Genomic DNA, 17,732 nt, shown 5'->3' with positions numbered 1-17,732 from the left:
AAATCGACTGAATGAAGGGAATGATTATGAATGATTTATGTGGCATTATTGCGTGGAATCAACGTTGGAGGCAATAATAAAATTAAAATGGTTGATTTAAAGCGAGTATTTGAGTCCCTTGAGTTTAAAAATGTAAAAACTTATCTTCATTCAGGTAATATTATTTTTCAAGCACCAAAGGAAGCCAAGACCATTTTAGCAATGAAAATTGAAGCGAGAATTCACACTGTTTTTGATTTAAAGATTCCTGTTTTAATCAAGGATCAAGAGGATCTTGCCAGCATTATTGAAGCCTTACCTGTAAATTGGGAAAATAATGCTACGATGAAAAGTGATGTCTTATTTTTATGGGATGGTGTTGATCAGAAAACGTTACTGGAACAAATTCAACCCAATCCAGCGATTGATACGGTAAAATTGGTTTCAGGAGCTATTTTATGGACTATTTCCCGCGATGAACTCAATAAGAGTCGCTTAAAACAAATTATTAGTCTGCCTCTATACAAGCAAACAACGATCCGAAACGTAAATACGACTCGAAAAATTTTTGAGTTAATGAATAATCTTTCAGAATCGTAATCGGACATTTTTCTTATGCTAAAATCATTTTATTAACACAAACAAGAAAGAGGTTTCAACATGTCTTTAGTTCAAGTAAATTTTGTATCCAAAAAGTTAACCCGGGCGGTAACATTTAATGCCATCATCCCGATGAAATCCGATCAACCGTTGAAAACGTTATATTTATTACATGGCGCAGTCGGTGACCATAATGATTATCTGAATGAAACGCGCATCAAACGTTGGGCGTTAGAGAAAAACTTAGCGGTAATTATGCCAGCCGGTGAGAATAATTTTTACATCGATCAAGCGTTTAAAAATGAATATTACGGCGAATTTATCGCCGAAGAACTCGTCGCTTTTACACGTAAAATGTTTCCTGTATCTAATCGAAGAGAAGATACCTTTATTGCCGGGTTATCGATGGGTGGCTATGGAGCATTAGTCAATGGTCTTAAATATCATGAGACATTTAGTCGAATCGGTGCTTTTTCTCCAGGAACATTTTTAACACAGCTTTGGGATAATCCGCAGTCATTAGCAGACCGTCGCATGTTTAGTTTGGCTTTTTTTGATGCGATTTTTAATGATATTTCGACGATTAAAGACAGTGATCGTGATTACTATTATTTGATTGATCAGTTAATTGCTAAAAAAGTAGAGATGCCTTCAATTTATTTATCAATCGGCAAACAAGATTTCTTGTTAGAAAATGTCCGTGATTTTTATCATGAGATTAAAAATAAACCAATTAATATCGATTATATTGAAGACGATGGCGCACACGATTGGGAATTCTGGGATCGTCACCTTAAAAAATTTATTGATTGGCTTCCTCTAGAATCGAGTCAAGAAGAGTTGCATAGTGGAAATGTCTCAATGTAGCGGTCAATTCGCTTTTGAACTGTCGGTTAAAATTTGATAAAATATAAGATGAGAATGGAAGGTGCAATAAATGAATAATAATGATCGCTTGAAACGTTTACGTTATGCCTTAGATATTAAAGATACTGATGTTGTTAAGATTTTTAAATTTGGTGGCGTTGAGGTAACAAAAGAAGAATTTCGTGAAATGTTAGTTAAGAAAAATGATGAAGAATACGAAGTCGAGTTGACCGATGAACAATTTGAACGCTTTTTAAATGGTTTAATTATCTCGCAACGTGGCGCTCGCGAAGGCGAAGAGCCTGCCATGGAATTGCATAAGGGCAACGCCAATAACCTATTGCTAAAAAAAGTTAAAATCGCTTTAAGTTTAACGAGTGATGATATTATTAACTATTTAGACTTAGCAGGTGTCCGTGTTTCAAAAGGTGAAATCAGTGCCATTTTACGTAAAGAAGGTCATCGTAACTACAAACCTTGTGGGGATCGTTACGCGCGTAATTTTTTAAAAGGTTTAATGATTGAACACCGTGGTGAATAATTAAAAAATGAACCCATGTCTTCTTATTTATTTAATAAGAGTACATGGGTTTTATCTTGAATTTGTCTTTTGAATGATAATTGTAGTATACTTTTTTTATTCAACGAAAAGGAGTGAAGTAAATGATTAGAGTCGCAATTATTGGTTATGGAAATTTAGGTCGAGGTGTTGAATTCGCACTAAGACAAAACCCTGATATGAATTTAGTTGGGGTATTTACAAGAAGAGCTCCTGAAACGGTTGAAACACAAGGTGCAACGGCCTATCACATGAATGATTTATTAGCAAAAAAAGGTGAGATTGATGTCTGTATTTTATGCGGTGGTTCCGCAACAGATTTACCCGTTCAAACGCCAGAAATAACGCAATATTTCAACACGGTGGATAGTTTCGATACCCATGCAAAAATTCCAGAACATTTTGCGAAAGTCGATAAAATCGCTAAAGAAAATAAGCAGGTTTCAGTGATTTCAACAGGTTGGGATCCAGGGCTCTTTAGTTTAAATCGCCTCTACGCACAAAGTATCTTACCGCAAGGAGAAACCTATACTTTCTGGGGGAAAGGTGTGAGCCAAGGCCATTCGGATGCTTTAAGAAGAATCGATGGCATTGCTGATGCCACACAATATACCATTCCAAATACGGAGATTATTGAACGACTTAAAGCAGGAGAAAAATTAGAATTAACGACACGTGACAAACATTTACGTGAATGTTTTATTGTTTTAGAAGCTGGAGCTGATGAAGTGGCGATTCGCGAAGAAATCGTGACGATGCCGAATTATTTTGCCGATTACGATACAACGATTCATGTAATTTCACAAGAAGAATTAAATAAAAACCACAAAGCAGCTCCACATGGCGGTACTGTACTGCATACAGGTGTGACAAACGAGTCGACCAAACAAGTGATTGAATACAACCTACACTTAGATAGTAATCCAGAATTTACCGCAAGTGTCCTTGTCGCTTATGCGCGCGCGTGTGTTCGTTTAGCGAATGAAAAACAATTTGGTGCCTATACCGTTTTTGATATCGCGCCAAAATATTTATCTCCAATTGATGTTGAAACATTAAGAAAAGAATTACTGTAAAAGGCAAAAATTATTTTCAAACAGTCACCTTGACTTCCCATTTAGAGTTGCTATAATGATGGGACTTAAATAAAAAGGTTTTCTAGGGTTCCGTAGTTTAACTAGTCTGGTCCGAGAGAAAACGCGCACTGCGTACACGGTAGGAAAAAAGCCTAGGAGTAATGATCATTTGATCGTTGCCCCTTGGCTTTTTTATTTTAGAGGAGGAAAAAAGATGTGGCAAGTTTTACTAGTAACGATTTCAACAAGTGCTTTTGATAGTCTCAATCCAATGGCGATTGGACAACAATTTGTTTTACAAGGATTGGTCAAGAAACCAAGGGATATTTGGTATTTTATTTTGACGACAGGATTCGTTAATTTTTTAGGGGGAGTGTTATTTTATTTTAGTTTATCAGATATTTTGATTCAGTTATGGAATCAAATAAAAACAAGCGTGACACCGTATCTTTCAATAATTACTTTGATTGGTGCCGTGGGTCTGATTTTATATTTAATTCGCTATTTTTGGTTGATTCGTCGTACCAAAGAAGAAGAGGTCAAAGTGACGATTAAAGGTTCTGTTTCACCATTGGCATTAGTTTTATTAGGCATAGGTGCGACAATTTCAGAGTTAGCAACAGCGTTACCGTATTTTGCTTTTATTGGTTGGTTGATGAATCAAAGCTTTTCATATTGGACGGTCATTGGTTTAATGGTTATTTACAATCTTATTTATATGGGACCATTAATGATTATGTATGTTGTTTATCGTACGCAAGAAGCTCGTTTTGATCAGTTTTATCACTGGATTCAAATCAAGATGATTCAATGGAAGAAAGTGCTCGTTCCAGTTATTTTAATTAGTGTAATTCTGTTTCTTTTTTGGCAAAGTTGGAATCAATTCACCTTGTGATTTTGTGAAAGCCATCCAATCTGATAAAATAAGAATGACGTTTGAAAGGGGGATTAGTATGAATATTGAATCTTATTGGAACCATTTTTTAATGAAACAAAATCAAGCATTAGACACAAGATATCTTGAAGCTTTTTACTTCGGACATGACCAGCAATCAGCCGAGCATTTATTGCAGCTTGTTTTGGAAGGAAAAAAAAGTGCGACGAGTTCAGCTGAAGAAGAATATATCTTAACAAATGAAAGAGAACCGCAAGTCGGTGATTATTCGATTGTGACTGATTTTGCGGGTAATCCAAAATGCATTATTCAAACAACCGAAGTCATCAAACTAAAATTCAATGAGATGACGTATGATATTTGCCGTTTAGAAGGGGAAGATTTAACCTTAGAAACTTGGCAAGAAAAGCATATGGAGTTTTTTGACGCTGTTGGCAAAATCGTTGGTTACGCGTATCATCCTGAAATGATGATTATTTTTGAAAAGTTTGAAGTTGTTCATCAATAGCTACTGATGAATCAAGATTAAAAATAAATGAGTGTTTATCGTTGACATTCATTTTATTCTCATGTAAGATAAACTCAATCTTAAAAAGCAAGACGGAAGAGAAGTAATTTAGAGCGAATTTTACAGCGAGCTGATGGTGGTGGGAATCAGTAAATCCTTTAGATGAAATGGACTTCCGTGCTGAAAAGCTGAATCTAGTAGGCTTTATCCGGGTACTCCCGTTACAGAGGAAGAGTATTGTTTGATACTTGATTGAGAAAATGAAGTACTTGTTCATTCTTTTGAGGTGGCACCGTGAATGTTATCGCCCTCAACAACGCTATTTGGCGTGTTGAGGGCTTTTTTGTTGTTTTAAATTAAATAATCAATCGAAACTAAGAAGAGTAATGAATCTAAAAAATGTTTCCAGAGAGTTTACAGTCGGTGAGAAGTAAACAAACATTGAGATACATGAATGGGCTTAGTAGATGAATCTTTGAAGATAGAGTAGGAGATTTCCGGGTACTCCCGATATAGAGGAAGGTTGCTGTTGGGCAGCTGATTAAGTGGATTTAGGTTTTTGACTAAATCAATTGAGGTGGTACCGCGAATTTTCGCCCTCAAATCGTTGCTATTTTTGTGATGATTTGAGGGCTTTTTTTTATAAATAACAAAGGGGAGTGTCAACATGAGAAAAACGAAAATAATCAATGCTGATTGCATCACACCAGTATCAGCCTTTTTACGAATTAGAGGAAAAAATAAATGTTTGCTGGAAAGTATTCCACGTGAGAAAGAATCAAGTCGTTACTCAGTGATCGCCTTTAATCCCGTTTTTGAGCTTCAATTTCAAGCAGGAATTTTTAGTGTTTGTAATCATTTGACGGCTGAAAAAAAAGAGTACCCAACGAAAGATCCGTTAAAAGAAATCGAGCAATATGTTTTAACCGATAATCAATTACGAGAAGAGCTGCCTTTTCAAGGTGGTGCCATTGGCTATATCGGCTATGACGTGATTGCTTGCTATGAAAATCTAGGTGAGATTCCACGGGATGAGTTGAATATTCCAGATATTGATTTATTTATTTTTGAAAGTTTTGTTATTTTTGATCACCAAAAAGAAGCGCTGACATTAGTCGTGGAAAATACTTATAGTCAACGAGCGGAAGGGGAACTGGACAGTCAGCTAGCCATCTTGGAAAGGGAACTGCAAACCCCGACGAAAGAAGAACAAACGACGCTTCTCCCAGAAAAATTAGCTTTTACAAGTCATTTTACACAAGAAGCATTTGAAGAAGTGGTCAATAAGGCCAAGGAATACATTACTCACGGTGATTTATTTCAAGTTGTGCCATCCCAAAGGTTATCTGGGGTATTTAAGCAAAATCCTTTTGATTATTATCGTAAGTTGCGCCTTTCGAACCCGTCAGCTTATTTGTATTATTTAGATTTCAATGAAGGGACGAAGGTCATCGGTTCTTCACCCGAAAGTTTATTGCAAGTTAAGGGGCAGAAAGTCATGACAAACCCAATTGCCGGTACGCGTAAACGGGGCGCAACCAAAGCTGAAGACAATCAATTAGCCGAAGAGTTGTTGGCCGATGAAAAAGAACGAGCGGAGCATTTGATGCTGATTGACCTGGGACGAAACGATATTGGTCGAATTGCTGAAGTCGGCAGTGTGACGGTCCCACTTTATATGGTGATTGAAAGATATCGCTATGTGATGCATATCGTTTCGCTAGTTGAGGGGAAATTAAAAAAAGGCTTAACCGCGATGGATGCGTTAAAAGCCACGCTACCAGCTGGGACAGTCAGTGGGGCGCCAAAAATTCGAGCAATGCAACGGATTTACGAATGGGAACCAGTTAAACGTGGTGTCTATGCCGGTGCCATCGGTTATTTCTCGCAAGACAATCAAGCGGATTTTGCAATTGGTATTCGTACGCTCGTCTTAAAAAATCAACGAGCGTACGTCCAAGCGGGTGCTGGGATTGTTTACGATTCGGATCCAACTGCTGAATATTTTGAAACATTACAAAAAGCTAAAACATTATTGGAGGTCGGAGAAAGATGATTTTACTTGTCGATAATTATGATTCATTTACGTATAATCTCGTGCAACAATTTGGCGAGGTAGAAATCACAGTCTTACGAAATGATGATCCAACTTTATTAGCAATGGCACAAAAAGCGCAAGGGATTGTATTATCGCCAGGACCGGGTTTACCAAAGGAAGCCGGCTTACTGACAACGATAATTGAACAAATGTACCGCGAGAAACCGATTCTAGGTATCTGTCTGGGGCATCAAGCTTTAGGGGAAGTTTTTGGTGGCAAGGTCATTCGAGCACCGAAAATTATCCATGGAAAACAATCGATGATTCAATATCAAAAATCCGGTCTATTTCAATCAATTGAAGGCGAGCTTACGGTGATGCGTTACCATTCGTATATTATTGAACGTGAAACATTGCCCTCTTGCTTAAAAATAACCGCCGAGTGTTCGGATGGGATTATGGCGGTGGAGCACCAAGATTATCCGGTTTTTGGGTTGCAATTTCATCCGGAATCTTTGGGAACGCCACAAGGACAACACATGATTGATACTTTTATGAAAGTCGTGGAGGCGAGTTAAATGCAGCAATTATTCGAACAATTATATCAAGGGCAACATTTATCTTTTGAAGAGATGCAACAAATTGCAGAATCGATTTTTAGGCAAGAATTTTCTGAAGGGCAATTAGGTGCCTTATTAGTCGCTTTAAAATACAAGGGTGTGAGTGTAGCTGAGCTTTCGGCTTTTGCTAAAGTCATGCAAAAAAATGCGCTACGTGTGACAAATACACCACAAAATTCGATGGATAATTGTGGTACGGGTGGTGATCATTCCAACAGCTTTAATGTGTCGACAACAGCTGCATTTGTCTTAGCTGCTGGTGGGATTGTCATGGCAAAGCACGGTAACCGTAGTATTTCAAGCCGTTCGGGTAGTGCGGATACTTTAGAGCAGCTGGGATTACGTTTAGAAACCAAACCAGAGGAACTAGCGGATTGGTTGAATGAAATTGGGATTGCTTTTTTATATGCGCCAGCCATGCATCCAAGTATGCGAGCCGTGATGAAAATCCGTAAAGAACTGGCGACACCGACCATTTTTAATATGTTAGGGCCACTGATTAATCCGGTACAGCTAGAAACACAGTTAATGGGAACTTATGCGGGTGAAACAATCGTTGATACTGCGGCAACCCTAGGTCAACTTGGACGCAAGCGTGCAATTGTTTTACATGGTGCTTCTGGGATGGACGAGGCGAATTTATCGGGTGTAACCCAGTGTGCGCTGTTAGAAAAGGGACAGGTGCAAGAATTTGTTCTAAATCCAGCAGACTATGGCTTTGAGCCACTACCATTAGCAGCAATTCTTGGAGGCGATGCACAGCAAAACGCAGAAATTTTAAAGAACGTCCTAACCAATCAAGCCTCCCCTTATCTAGAAACGGTTGTTTTGAATGCTGGTCTAGGATTTTTCGCTAATGGAAAAGTCAAAACATTAGAGGAAGGATTTGCCTTGGCTCGAACCTGTATTGCATCTGGTGCAGCTTTCGATAAATTACAAGCCTTACTACAAGCGCAAAAATAGGAGGAAGTCGATGAATTTTTTAGATAAAATCTTACAAGAAAAAGCACGTGAAGTTGCGCAACTACCAGACGAAGTGTTGCAAGAGTTCCGACCACGCGCTTCTTTTTATGAAACGGTCAAAAATAAGCCCGAGCGGATGCATTTAATCGGTGAAATTAAACGTGCTTCACCTTCAAAGGGGGACATTCAACCGACAATTGATATTTTGGAACAATCTCAAAAATATCAAGCAGCGAAAGTGAGTGCGATTTCTGTTTTAACTGATACTGTCTTTTTTAAAGGCTCTATCGATGATTTACATGCAATCAGTCAAGTGGTAGCTGTTCCAATTTTATGCAAAGACTTTATCATTTCCAAAAAGCAATTAATTCGAGCGCGAAATGCCGGTGCAAGTATTGTTTTATTGATTGTGGCGGCCTTGTCACTAGAGCAGTTGTACGAGCTTTATGCAGAAGCGACCAAACTTGGTTTAGAAGTCTTAGTCGAAACGCATGATGCTAAAGAACTGGCAATTGCGGAACAATTGGGAGCCAAAATTATCGGTGTGAATAACCGCAATTTAAAAACCTTTGATGTGACGCTTGAAACAAGTGTCGCGTTAGCGCCAAGTAAACAAGACGTAGTTTATATTAGTGAATCGGGATTTAAAACAGCGGCTGATGTGGCAAAAGTTGCCAAAAATTATCAGGCCGTTTTAGTTGGAGAAACGCTGATGCGTGCTGAAAATCCGGCACAAGTTGCGGAAAGGTTACAGGTTCAACGCTTATGACAAAAGTTAAAATTTGTGGCTTGATGAATCAAGCGAGCGTGGAAGCGACAGTAGCTGCGGGTGCCGATTATTTAGGTTTTGTTTTTGCCCCAAGCAAGCGTCAGGTGACGCCGGAATGTGTGCGGAAGATTACACAAAATGTTCCAGAAAATGTCAAGAAAGTGGGAGTGTTTGTTTCACCATCATTCGTCGATTTACAGCGAATCATCGAAATCGCTGAACTTGATGTTATTCAAATTCATGGTGAAATACCAAGCATGATAAATCAAGTTATAACGGTACCGCTGATTCAAGCATTGGATAGTCAAGCGAATGATTTATCGCAACAAATTATGAGGAGTCGGGCGAACAGTTTATTGCTCGATGCGCCGAGCAATCATCAGCACGCTGGAGGCAATGGTCAAGTTTTTGATTGGTCTGTTGTAGCAAGAAAGACCCAACAACAATTGCAACAAAAGCAGTTTTGGGTGGCCGGTGGTTTAAGTGCTAAAAATGTTCAAGCTGCGATTCATTATTTTCAACCATATGGCGTCGATGTCTCAAGTGCGGTTGAAACAAATAGTGTAAAAGATATTCAAAAAATTCAGGCCTTCATACAGGCAGTTAGGGGTTAGAAGATGTACCAACAACCAGATGAAAAAGGCTTTTATGGCGAATATGGTGGTCAATTTGTGCCAGAAACGTTGATGGAAGCCTTAAAAGAATTAAGTGAAGCCTATGAATTATCAAAAAAAGACGAAGGATTTCAAGCAGAATTAGCTGCGATTTTAAAAGATTATGTTGGACGTGAAACACCTTTATATTTAGCCGAACAACTAACCAAGCATTTAGGTGGTGCCAAAATCTATTTAAAACGGGAAGATTTAAATCACACGGGAGCCCATAAAATTAACAATGCCTTAGGGCAAGTCTTACTAGCTAAGAAAATGGGGAAAAAGAAAATTATTGCTGAAACGGGAGCTGGACAACATGGTGTCGCTACCGCAACAGCTGCTGCATTATTTGGTATGGAATGTACAGTTTTCATGGGTGCTTTAGATGTCGAACGTCAAGCTTTGAATGTTTTTCGCATGGAACTTTTAGGGGCAAAAGTTGAAAGTGTCGAAGCTGGCAATAATACCTTAAAGGATGCAGTCAATGAGGCTTTACGTTACTGGGTAGCCAATATTGAGGATACGCATTATATTTTAGGTTCGGCTTTGGGACCTCATCCTTATCCGGAAATGGTTCGTGATTTTCAAAGTGTGATTGGAAAAGAAACGCGGCAACAAATTTTAACAAAAGAAGGAAAGTTACCTGATATTGCGATGGCCTGTATTGGGGGAGGTAGTAATGCGATTGGTTTATTTGCCCCGTTCATTAATGATTCAACTGTCGAACTAATTGGTGTGGAAGCAGCGGGAATGGGACTAGAAACAAGTGAGCATGCAGCAACTTTAACAAAAGGCGAAGTCGGTATTCTCCATGGATCAAAGATGTATTTACTACAAGATGAAGACGGTCAAGTCATCGAGCCGTATTCGATTTCAGCTGGACTTGATTATCCTGGTGTTGGTCCGGAACATTCTTATCTAGCAGATATTAAACGAGCAAAATATGTTGCGGTGACCGATGAAGAAGCACTCGCTGCTTTTCATTTACTCTCTCGAACAGAAGGGATTATTCCAGCCCTAGAAAGTTCACATGCAATAGCTCACCTCATCAAATTAGCTCCAAACCTATCAAAAGAAAAGATTATAGTTGTTTGTTTATCTGGTCGTGGCGATAAAGATGTGATTCAAATTAAAAATCGAATGGAGGGTGAAAATAATGCCTGAAAAAAGTTTAACGTCGTATTTGCAAGATAAAAAAAACAAAGGGACGAAGTTATTTATTCCATATATCGTGGCTGGTGGAAGCGGATTGGAACGATTAGAAGAAGAAATTCAAATATTATCCGATAGTGGTGCAACAGCAATTGAGTTAGGAATTCCTTTTTCAGACCCAGTTGCAGATGGGCCAATTATTCAAAAATCAGCTCAGCAAGCATTCGCGCATCAAGTGACTTTCGCTAAAATCGTTGAACGATTACAACAAATCAACGCGCCCGTTCCAATTATTTTAATGGGATATGCCAATTCCTTTTTACGCTTTGGTTTTACGCGACTATTAAAAGAATTGGAATCAACCGACGTGAAAGGTTTGATTATTCCGGATATTCCCTATGAACATCAAGAATTGATTTTACCTGAGCTAGATCAAACCGATATTGCCTTGATTCAGTTAGTGACTTTAATGAGCAAAAAAGAACGAATTGAACAACTCGTAAAAGAGGCGCAAGGATTTATTTACGCGGTGACAGTGAATGGGACAACGGGGGTTAATCAAACGTACCGTGAATCGTTGGACACGCATCTTAGTGAAATTACAAAAGTGAGTGACATTCCAGTTTTAGCTGGTTTTGGCGTTTCTGAACGTGCGCATGTGGAACGCTTCAATGCATGTTGTGATGGCGTGATTGTTGGCTCGAAAATTGTCGATTCATTAGCCAGAAAAGGCATCAAAGAAACCGGTGAACTGGTTTTACAATTAACTGGCGGTTAACAAAAAAGCGCAAGTTCTCTCCAAACGAAAGAAGCTTGCGCAAGCTTATTCATAGATTTGAAAACCATATTGTCGAATATGGTTTTTTAGCATCTCTAAATACAGACGAGCAACGGGACTCAGTTCACGTTGCTTTTGTTTTAACCAACCAAGGGTCATCGTATCATCATGATCCAGTGGGATTGCAACAATCTTATCATCGTTCAATTCACTACTAATAATCCCCGAGCTAATCGTGTAGCCATTTAACCCAACCATCAAATTAAAAATCGTCGCACGGTCACTAACTTTAATGTTCATTTTTCGATTCCATGTACTTAAGATCTCTTCTGAAAAATAAAAGGAATTGTTTTCTCCTTGCTCATAAGATAAATAGGGGTAATCTTCTAAATCTTCCAGTGTGAGTTTTTTCTTTTTGGTTAAAGGATTCTCGCGACTCACAAAGACATGTGGTTTGGCATCAAACAGTGGCGTGAAGACTAAATTTTTTTCATTGAAAAGTTTCGTCATGACTTGCCGATTGAACGAGTTTAAATACAAGACACCGAGTTCACTACGGAAACTAGTTAAATCGGAAAAAATATTTTCGGTTTCTGTTTCGCGCAAGGTAAAATCGTACTCTTTGGCATCGACGCTTCGAATTAATTCAACGAAGGCGTGAACAACGAAAGCATAGTGTTGTGCAGAAACGGAAAAAGCTTGTTTTCTTGGCTCGCTATGTTTGAATTTCTCTTCGAGTAAGTTGACTTGATCTAAAATTTGACGACTATAAACTAAAAATTCTCGCCCTTCAGGTGTCAGACTAACACCACGCGCATTACGCAGTAAAAGTTGAATCCCCATCTCATTTTCCAAATCTTTGACAGCGTTTGAGAGGCTCGGTTGTGTTAAGAATAACTCTTTAGCGGCCTCATTAATCGAGCCTTTTTCGATGATTTTTTCTAAATACATTAATTGTTCTAAGCGCATACGAATCCCTCCCGTTTTAAATAATATAGCAGAAGGTATAGTTTATAGCTATAACTAGATGTTATTTTTATCAATTATCGCAAATCGTCGAAGCGTGATAAATTATGACGTAACAACTTGAGGGGGAATCAGACATGACAACAACAATTATCGGTTTTCCAAGAATCGGCGAACAAAGAGAATTGAAATATGCAACAGAAAAATATTTTCGAAACGAGATTAACGAAGAAGAGTTAGTAGCGTTTGGTAAAGAGTTGCGTGAAAAACATTGGCAACTCATCAAAGCTAGTGGTATCACAATTATTCCGAGTAATGATTTTTCTTTTTATGACACAACACTGGATACAAGTTTTTTGTTTAATCTCATACCAGCATCTTTAGAAGCAACGAAATTATCAGAATTTGAACGGTATTTTGCAATTGCAAGAGGCTATCAAGGAGAAAAAGGTGATATTAAAGCCCGTCCGATGAAGAAATGGTTCAATACCAATTACCATTACATCGTACCAAAAATTGAAAAAAAGACAAAAATTCAGTTAAAAGGCAGCAAAATTTTTGATGAATATTTAGAAGCAAAGCAACTAGGAATTGAGACACAACCGGTTTTACTCGGTCCTTTCACATTGTTGCAACTGTGTGAGTTCGAAGTAGGCGTGGATCGAAAAGCAATCAGTGAGGCTTTGATTGAGGCCTATAAAGAAGTATTTACTCGTCTAAGTGAGTTGGGTGCGATCTCGATACAACTGGATGAACCAGGGCTAGTAAAAGATTTGACAGTTGATGAAATCAAAGAATTTGAATTGACCTACCAACAATTATTAGCAAACAAAAACATTCAAGTTTTACTTCAAACCTATTTTGGTGATGTTCGAGATGTGTATCAAACTTTAATCGATTTACCAATTGATGCGATTGGCTTAGATTTTGTTGAAGGTATACAAAACCAAGCACTTGTACAACAAAATTTCCCACAAGATAAAATTTTGTACGCAGGTGTTGTGAATGGAAAAAATATTTGGCGGAATAATTATCAAAAAACACAAGCTTTACTTCGTTCCTTGAATGTTTCAAACCTAGTTTTGACGACTTCTTGTTCATTACTACATGTCCCTTTTACGACTGAAAATGAATCATTTCCTAAAGAGATTAAACAACATTTTTCTTTTGCTAAAGAAAAATTACGTGAACTAACTGATTTGGATACGATTTTAAAGGACGAAGCGACGGAACAACAACTATTAAATAGACAACTTTTTGAAACGGAAAGATTTGTTCAAAATCAGGCTTTGGTTGAGAAAATTGCGCAATTGACAGTCGATGATTTTACCAGAAAACCAATCTTTAGCCAACGCGAAACCTTACAGAAAGCCCGGTTTCAATTACCTGTTTTACCGACCACAACGATTGGCTCTTTCCCTCAAACGAAAGAAGTTAAACAAACTCGTGCAAAATTTAACCGTAAAGAATTATCGCAAGTTGAGTATGATGATTTTGTAGCCGCACAAATAAATGACTGGTTGGCTTGGCAAGAGTCAATCGGTTTGGACATTTTAGTTCATGGGGAATTTGAGCGAAATGACATGGTTGAATATTTTGGACAAAATTTATCAGGTTATTTATTCAGTCAAAATGGTTGGGTACAATCGTATGGCACTCGTGGTGTTAAGCCACCGATTATTTGGGGCGATGTCGAACGGGAGCAAGCCATCACAGTTAAATGGTCGAAATATGCGCAAGGCCAAACGGATAAAATTGTGAAAGGCATGTTAACAGGACCCGTGACGATCTTAAATTGGTCATTTCCACGTGAAGATATTAGCCTAAAGGAATCAACTTACCAAATTGCATTGGCGATTCAAGAAGAAGTTTTGGATTTAGAAGCGAATGGTATCAAGATGATTCAAATTGACGAAGCAGCACTGAGAGAAAAACTTCCTCTTAGAAAATCGGATTGGAGCAAAGAATATTTAGATTGGGCGATTCCCGCTTTTCGTTTAGTTCATAGTAAGGTCCAACCAGAAACACAAATTCATACGCATATGTGTTATAGCGAATTTACTGACATTATCCCAGCTATTGATCAAATGGACGCTGATGTGATTTCGTTTGAAGCTTCCCGCTCGAATTTAGAAATCTTAGATGAATTACAGCGTCAAAACTTTAAGACACAAGTTGGACCAGGTGTTTATGATATTCATTCGCCGCGAGTACCGACGGTCGAGGAAATTAAAGAAACAATCCAAACGATTTTAACCAAAGTTCCAATTGAAAAAGTTTGGATTAATCCTGACTGTGGCTTAAAAACACGAGGAATTCCAGAAACAAGAGCCAGTTTAGCCAATATGACGGAAGCAGCGAGGAGCGTACGAGAGGAGTTGTAAATATTTTGTTAAAGGGGTTATCATTTGAAGTTTTTCCACCAAATACGACAATCGGACTCAATAAATTATTTGAAACACTCCAAGAACTCGAACGATTGCAACCCGAGTTTATTAGTGTCACTTGTAGTAATGGCACAAATAATGTCGCCGAGACAACCGTTAAAGTAGCTAGTTATATTCATCAAGAATTGAATATTTCAACAATAGCACATTTACCAGCCACTTATTTATCTAGGCAAGAAGTCGATGAAGTTTTGTCACAGCTAGATAAATTAGGAATCCATCAAGTTTTGGCCTTGCGTGGCGATATCTTACCACAGTTAACACCAAAAACTGATTTTCAGTATGCTAGTGAATTGACGAGTTATATTAAACAAGTCGCCCCGCAGTTTGATTTAAGTGGCGCTTGTTATCCGGAAATCCATCCAGAATCAATCAGTCGATTAAGTGATATTAAACACTTAAAAAAGAAGGTAGAAGCGGGGTGCCATCAACTAATTTCCCAACTGTTTCTCGATAATGATTGTTTCTATCATTTTCAAGAAGCTTGTGAATTAGCAGAAATTGGAGCACCAATCATTGCCGGTATTATGCCAATTGTTAATCGTAATCAAGCTTTGCGGTTACTGAAAACGACTAAAACCAAGTTGCCACGTAAATTTTTGGCTATCCTTGAAAAATACGAACACGATCCGATTGCTTTACGAGCTGCCGGGCTGGCATATGCGGTAGATCAAATTGTCGATCTCGTGACCCAAGACGTATCAGGTATTCATTTGTATACGATGAATGATGCCAAAGTAGCGCAACATATTGTCACCAATACGCAATCGTTGTTTACAAGTAAAACAGCAAGTTTTGTCGTTTAAAGCTAAAAATCTGATAAAGGCATTTTAGCTCGTAAAAAATGGTTGTTCGTCAAATTGTTTTGATGGGCCCAAAATGAGTAAAAATAATCGTCATAATCGGTAGAGTAAATTGTTTCTCAATCGATTTTTTGATATTAGAAAAGAGTGGCGGAGCCTCCCGCTCCCCTGCGAAAAATCACCCTGTTGACGAAAGCTGCGAGACCGCTTCGAAACGGTATGAAATGAGCAGCGACTCGGTAATAAGCTATAATCTTTTTGAAAGTACAAAACACTTTCAAACGATTCTTTGCTTATTACTCGTCACTATTCGCTCATTTCATGACCTCTAATAGAGCCTGTAGTTGTTGGAGCCGTTCGAACGTAGTGAGTTACGGATACAATATCAGAATCTGCGTGACAACTCAGCTCGAAAGCTTCAAACTCTTGTTAAGTGCTAAAGCACTAAACGGGTGAAAAAAGTCTGCTCTTACGGCAACTTCACTAAATTTAATCAATCGAAAACCCCGATTGTTTAAATTTACCTCCAGTTGCTTAGAGCAAAACGACTTTTTTCACACCTCCTAGAGTAATTCACATTTCGTCTTTTGACGTAGCGGGCACAAGGTATTTTTCTTCGAGTCGCTAGTGCTGTTTTCAAATGATTTATTGATTATTCATATCAAGCTTCAGTGGGGACAAAAATTAAGCCCAGAATGATATATGTTTGATCTCTTAAATGATAATGGTTGCGATAGCCATAGGAAACGCGATTAATTAATTTAATTTTAATTGTTCGATCCCTCAGTGACACCGTCTATTTTCGCATCCTTCAACCAATCTTCTGGGAAAGTAATATTTTCATCTGTTAATCCAAGCATTTTTCTAGTACTATTGTCCATGGGGCTTCACTCCTGATCGTGTTTGTTTTAGCCGACTACATTTTATCAGTTTGAGGTCTCTTTTTGTCGTCAAAATTAAAAAAGTGCTGAAAGAAAATCTCTATGAGATTTTTCCATCAACACCAAATATTATTCAACCTAAAAAAATATCTGAAATATAAAAGGGGTGCGACTGCTGTCATACCTCTTTTTTACTTATATTAAGCTGTTTTTTTTCTTAACCGCACTTAATAATGATTGGAAGAAGAAAAAAATACCAACTGATAGGATAATATGCCCTAAACCAGCCATTCCGCTAATTGCTGCATGATCGGATTTATCAAGTACTTGCATGATTCCATGAATAATCATCATTAAAACAGTTAAACCGAAACCACTGTTGTAGAAAATGTAGAATTTTTTGAAGTTTTTTTCAGCTGATAAATGAAACGCATTATCTAAAAGTAATACAATTAAGAAGAAAAACATTCCTAAAATGAGTAAGTGCGTATGTAAAACACTTAGTTGTGTTGTCCCAGTAAAGTCATTCATTTTTGTAAACTCACGGTAAAATAGTCCAGCCAATAAACCTAAAATTGTATACGTCATACTTGCTCTTGCTAATTTGTTCATCATTGTTCGTCATCCTCTTTCTTTTTGTCTGTTATTCCTTGAGTTAGCCATTTAACTCGATAGTCAAAGTCTCTCAGAAAATCTTGGGTATCCGACTGATTGATAATCCAGTTGGTTAAAGAATCAATGATCATTTCGGTCATAAAAGATAATAAAGCAACAGCTTCTTCTTTTGAGTCGACATGATAATGGTTCTTTTTCAGTAGAGCTATCCATTGCTTAGCATAGATAGAATCTTTTTTGAAGTCACTTTTTCTGACAGTCGATTGGTGATTAACACGTGTCAGTAACACAAGACCTTTCCAATAATTACTCGTTCGCTCAAGTGCATCACACCAAGTAAAATAGTCACGAATTCCCCTGAAAAAAATTAGACTCATGCATCATCGCGTAACGGAGAATATCTTGATGAATAATAGCTGAATTTTTTTTGATGATATATTGATAAGCATCTTCTAAATCTTCGAAATATTTATAAAAACTACCACGGGACATTTACATTTTTTCGACAATTTCTGAAACGTTGACTTGGCTTAGATGTTTTTCAGAGAAAATATCTAAGAGAA

General features: G+C 37.9%; 18 protein-coding genes, 1 riboswitch and 2 other annotated features. Of the genes, 15 read left to right on the top strand and 3 right to left on the bottom strand.

Annotated features, from left to right (window positions below; all coding sequences use genetic code 11):
- The first annotated feature begins 30 nt into the window (after positions 1–30).
- The 13 genes from ACFO3L_RS01495 to trpA all read left to right on the top strand — a co-directional run bounded on the left by ACFO3L_RS01495 (position 31) and on the right by trpA (position 11,457).
- Positions 31–579, top strand: a complete 549-nt coding sequence (locus ACFO3L_RS01495) for a DUF1697 domain-containing protein (protein ID WP_379963135.1) — start codon at positions 31–33, stop codon at positions 577–579.
- 60 nt (positions 580–639) lie between these two features.
- Positions 640–1,446, top strand: coding sequence for an alpha/beta hydrolase (locus ACFO3L_RS01490; RefSeq protein ID WP_379963133.1), 807 nt, complete (start codon positions 640–642; stop codon positions 1,444–1,446).
- 70 nt (positions 1,447–1,516) lie between these two features.
- Positions 1,517–1,987, top strand: coding sequence for a YehS family protein (locus ACFO3L_RS01485; RefSeq protein WP_379963131.1), 471 nt, complete (start codon positions 1,517–1,519; stop codon positions 1,985–1,987).
- Between the two features lie 122 nt (positions 1,988–2,109).
- Entirely contained in the window at positions 2,110–3,081 is a 972-nt protein-coding gene (locus ACFO3L_RS01480; RefSeq protein ID WP_379963129.1) for a diaminopimelate dehydrogenase, read from the top strand.
- Positions 3,082–3,152: 71 nt separating this feature from the next.
- A riboswitch (guanidine-I (ykkC/yxkD leader) is annotated at positions 3,153–3,242 on the top strand.
- 53 nt (positions 3,243–3,295) lie between these two features.
- The gene (locus ACFO3L_RS01475) at positions 3,296–3,976 is read left to right on the top strand and encodes a GAP family protein (RefSeq protein WP_379963127.1); all 681 of its coding nucleotides are present in this window, start codon (positions 3,296–3,298) and stop codon (positions 3,974–3,976) included.
- Between the two features lie 58 nt (positions 3,977–4,034).
- Positions 4,035–4,484 carry an ASCH domain-containing protein gene (locus tag ACFO3L_RS01470; protein ID WP_379963125.1) on the top strand — a complete coding sequence of 150 codons (450 nt, stop codon included), beginning with the start codon at positions 4,035–4,037 and terminating at the stop codon, positions 4,482–4,484.
- A gap of 81 nt (positions 4,485–4,565) precedes the next feature.
- Positions 4,566–4,799 (top strand) — a binding site (T-box leader).
- A 47-nt stretch (positions 4,800–4,846) separates the two neighbouring features.
- Positions 4,847–5,088 (top strand) — a binding site (T-box leader).
- Positions 5,089–5,151: 63 nt separating this feature from the next.
- A complete protein-coding gene (trpE, locus tag ACFO3L_RS01465) occupies positions 5,152–6,540 on the top strand; it encodes an anthranilate synthase component I (RefSeq protein ID WP_379963123.1) in 1,389 nt (462 codons plus the stop codon).
- Positions 6,537–7,100, top strand: coding sequence for an anthranilate synthase component II (locus tag ACFO3L_RS01460; RefSeq protein WP_379963121.1), 564 nt, complete (start codon positions 6,537–6,539; stop codon positions 7,098–7,100). Before trpE ends, ACFO3L_RS01460 begins: the two co-directional genes overlap by 4 nt.
- Positions 7,101–8,105, top strand: coding sequence for an anthranilate phosphoribosyltransferase (trpD, locus tag ACFO3L_RS01455; RefSeq protein WP_379963119.1), 1,005 nt, complete (start codon positions 7,101–7,103; stop codon positions 8,103–8,105).
- 10 nt (positions 8,106–8,115) lie between these two features.
- Positions 8,116–8,874, top strand: a complete 759-nt coding sequence (trpC, locus tag ACFO3L_RS01450) for an indole-3-glycerol phosphate synthase TrpC (protein WP_379963117.1) — start codon at positions 8,116–8,118, stop codon at positions 8,872–8,874.
- Entirely contained in the window at positions 8,871–9,488 is a 618-nt protein-coding gene (locus ACFO3L_RS01445) for a phosphoribosylanthranilate isomerase (RefSeq protein ID WP_379963115.1), read from the top strand. Before trpC ends, ACFO3L_RS01445 begins: the two co-directional genes overlap by 4 nt.
- A 3-nt stretch (positions 9,489–9,491) precedes the next feature.
- Entirely contained in the window at positions 9,492–10,691 is a 1,200-nt protein-coding gene (gene trpB, locus ACFO3L_RS01440) for a tryptophan synthase subunit beta (RefSeq protein ID WP_379963113.1), read from the top strand.
- Complete coding sequence (trpA, locus tag ACFO3L_RS01435; protein ID WP_379963111.1) at positions 10,684–11,457, top strand: tryptophan synthase subunit alpha; 774 nt, start codon at positions 10,684–10,686, stop codon at positions 11,455–11,457. The genes trpB and trpA overlap by 8 nt, the downstream gene beginning before the upstream one ends.
- A gap of 45 nt (positions 11,458–11,502) precedes the next feature.
- Here the strand turns inward: trpA and ACFO3L_RS01430 are convergent, their stop codons facing one another.
- Complete coding sequence (locus ACFO3L_RS01430) at positions 11,503–12,426, bottom strand: LysR family transcriptional regulator (RefSeq protein ID WP_379963109.1); 924 nt, start codon at positions 12,424–12,426, stop codon at positions 11,503–11,505.
- 134 nt (positions 12,427–12,560) lie between these two features.
- On the opposite strand from ACFO3L_RS01430, the gene metE reads away from it, so the two are divergent.
- Positions 12,561–14,807, top strand: coding sequence for a 5-methyltetrahydropteroyltriglutamate--homocysteine S-methyltransferase (gene metE, locus ACFO3L_RS01425; protein WP_379963107.1), 2,247 nt, complete (start codon positions 12,561–12,563; stop codon positions 14,805–14,807).
- 5 nt (positions 14,808–14,812) lie between these two features.
- Positions 14,813–15,676, top strand: a complete 864-nt coding sequence (gene metF, locus ACFO3L_RS01420) for a methylenetetrahydrofolate reductase [NAD(P)H] (RefSeq protein WP_379963105.1) — start codon at positions 14,813–14,815, stop codon at positions 15,674–15,676.
- A 1,073-nt stretch (positions 15,677–16,749) separates the two neighbouring features.
- On the opposite strand, the gene ACFO3L_RS01415 is transcribed toward metF, so the two are convergent.
- Together ACFO3L_RS01415 and ACFO3L_RS01410 are read right to left on the bottom strand one after the other, a co-directional pair.
- The gene (locus tag ACFO3L_RS01415; RefSeq protein ID WP_379963103.1) at positions 16,750–17,169 is read right to left on the bottom strand and encodes a DUF2871 domain-containing protein; all 420 of its coding nucleotides are present in this window, start codon (positions 17,167–17,169) and stop codon (positions 16,750–16,752) included.
- Entirely contained in the window at positions 17,166–17,546 is a 381-nt protein-coding gene (locus tag ACFO3L_RS01410) for a hypothetical protein (RefSeq protein ID WP_379963101.1), read from the bottom strand. Before ACFO3L_RS01410 ends, ACFO3L_RS01415 begins: the two co-directional genes overlap by 4 nt.
- Positions 17,547–17,732: the final 186 nt, after the last annotated feature.

Source organism: Enterococcus eurekensis, assembly GCF_042654605.1.
Classification (GTDB): Bacteria; Bacillota; Bacilli; order Lactobacillales; family Enterococcaceae; genus Enterococcus_I; species Enterococcus_I eurekensis.
This window is presented reverse-complemented; position numbering and strand designations above follow the sequence as displayed.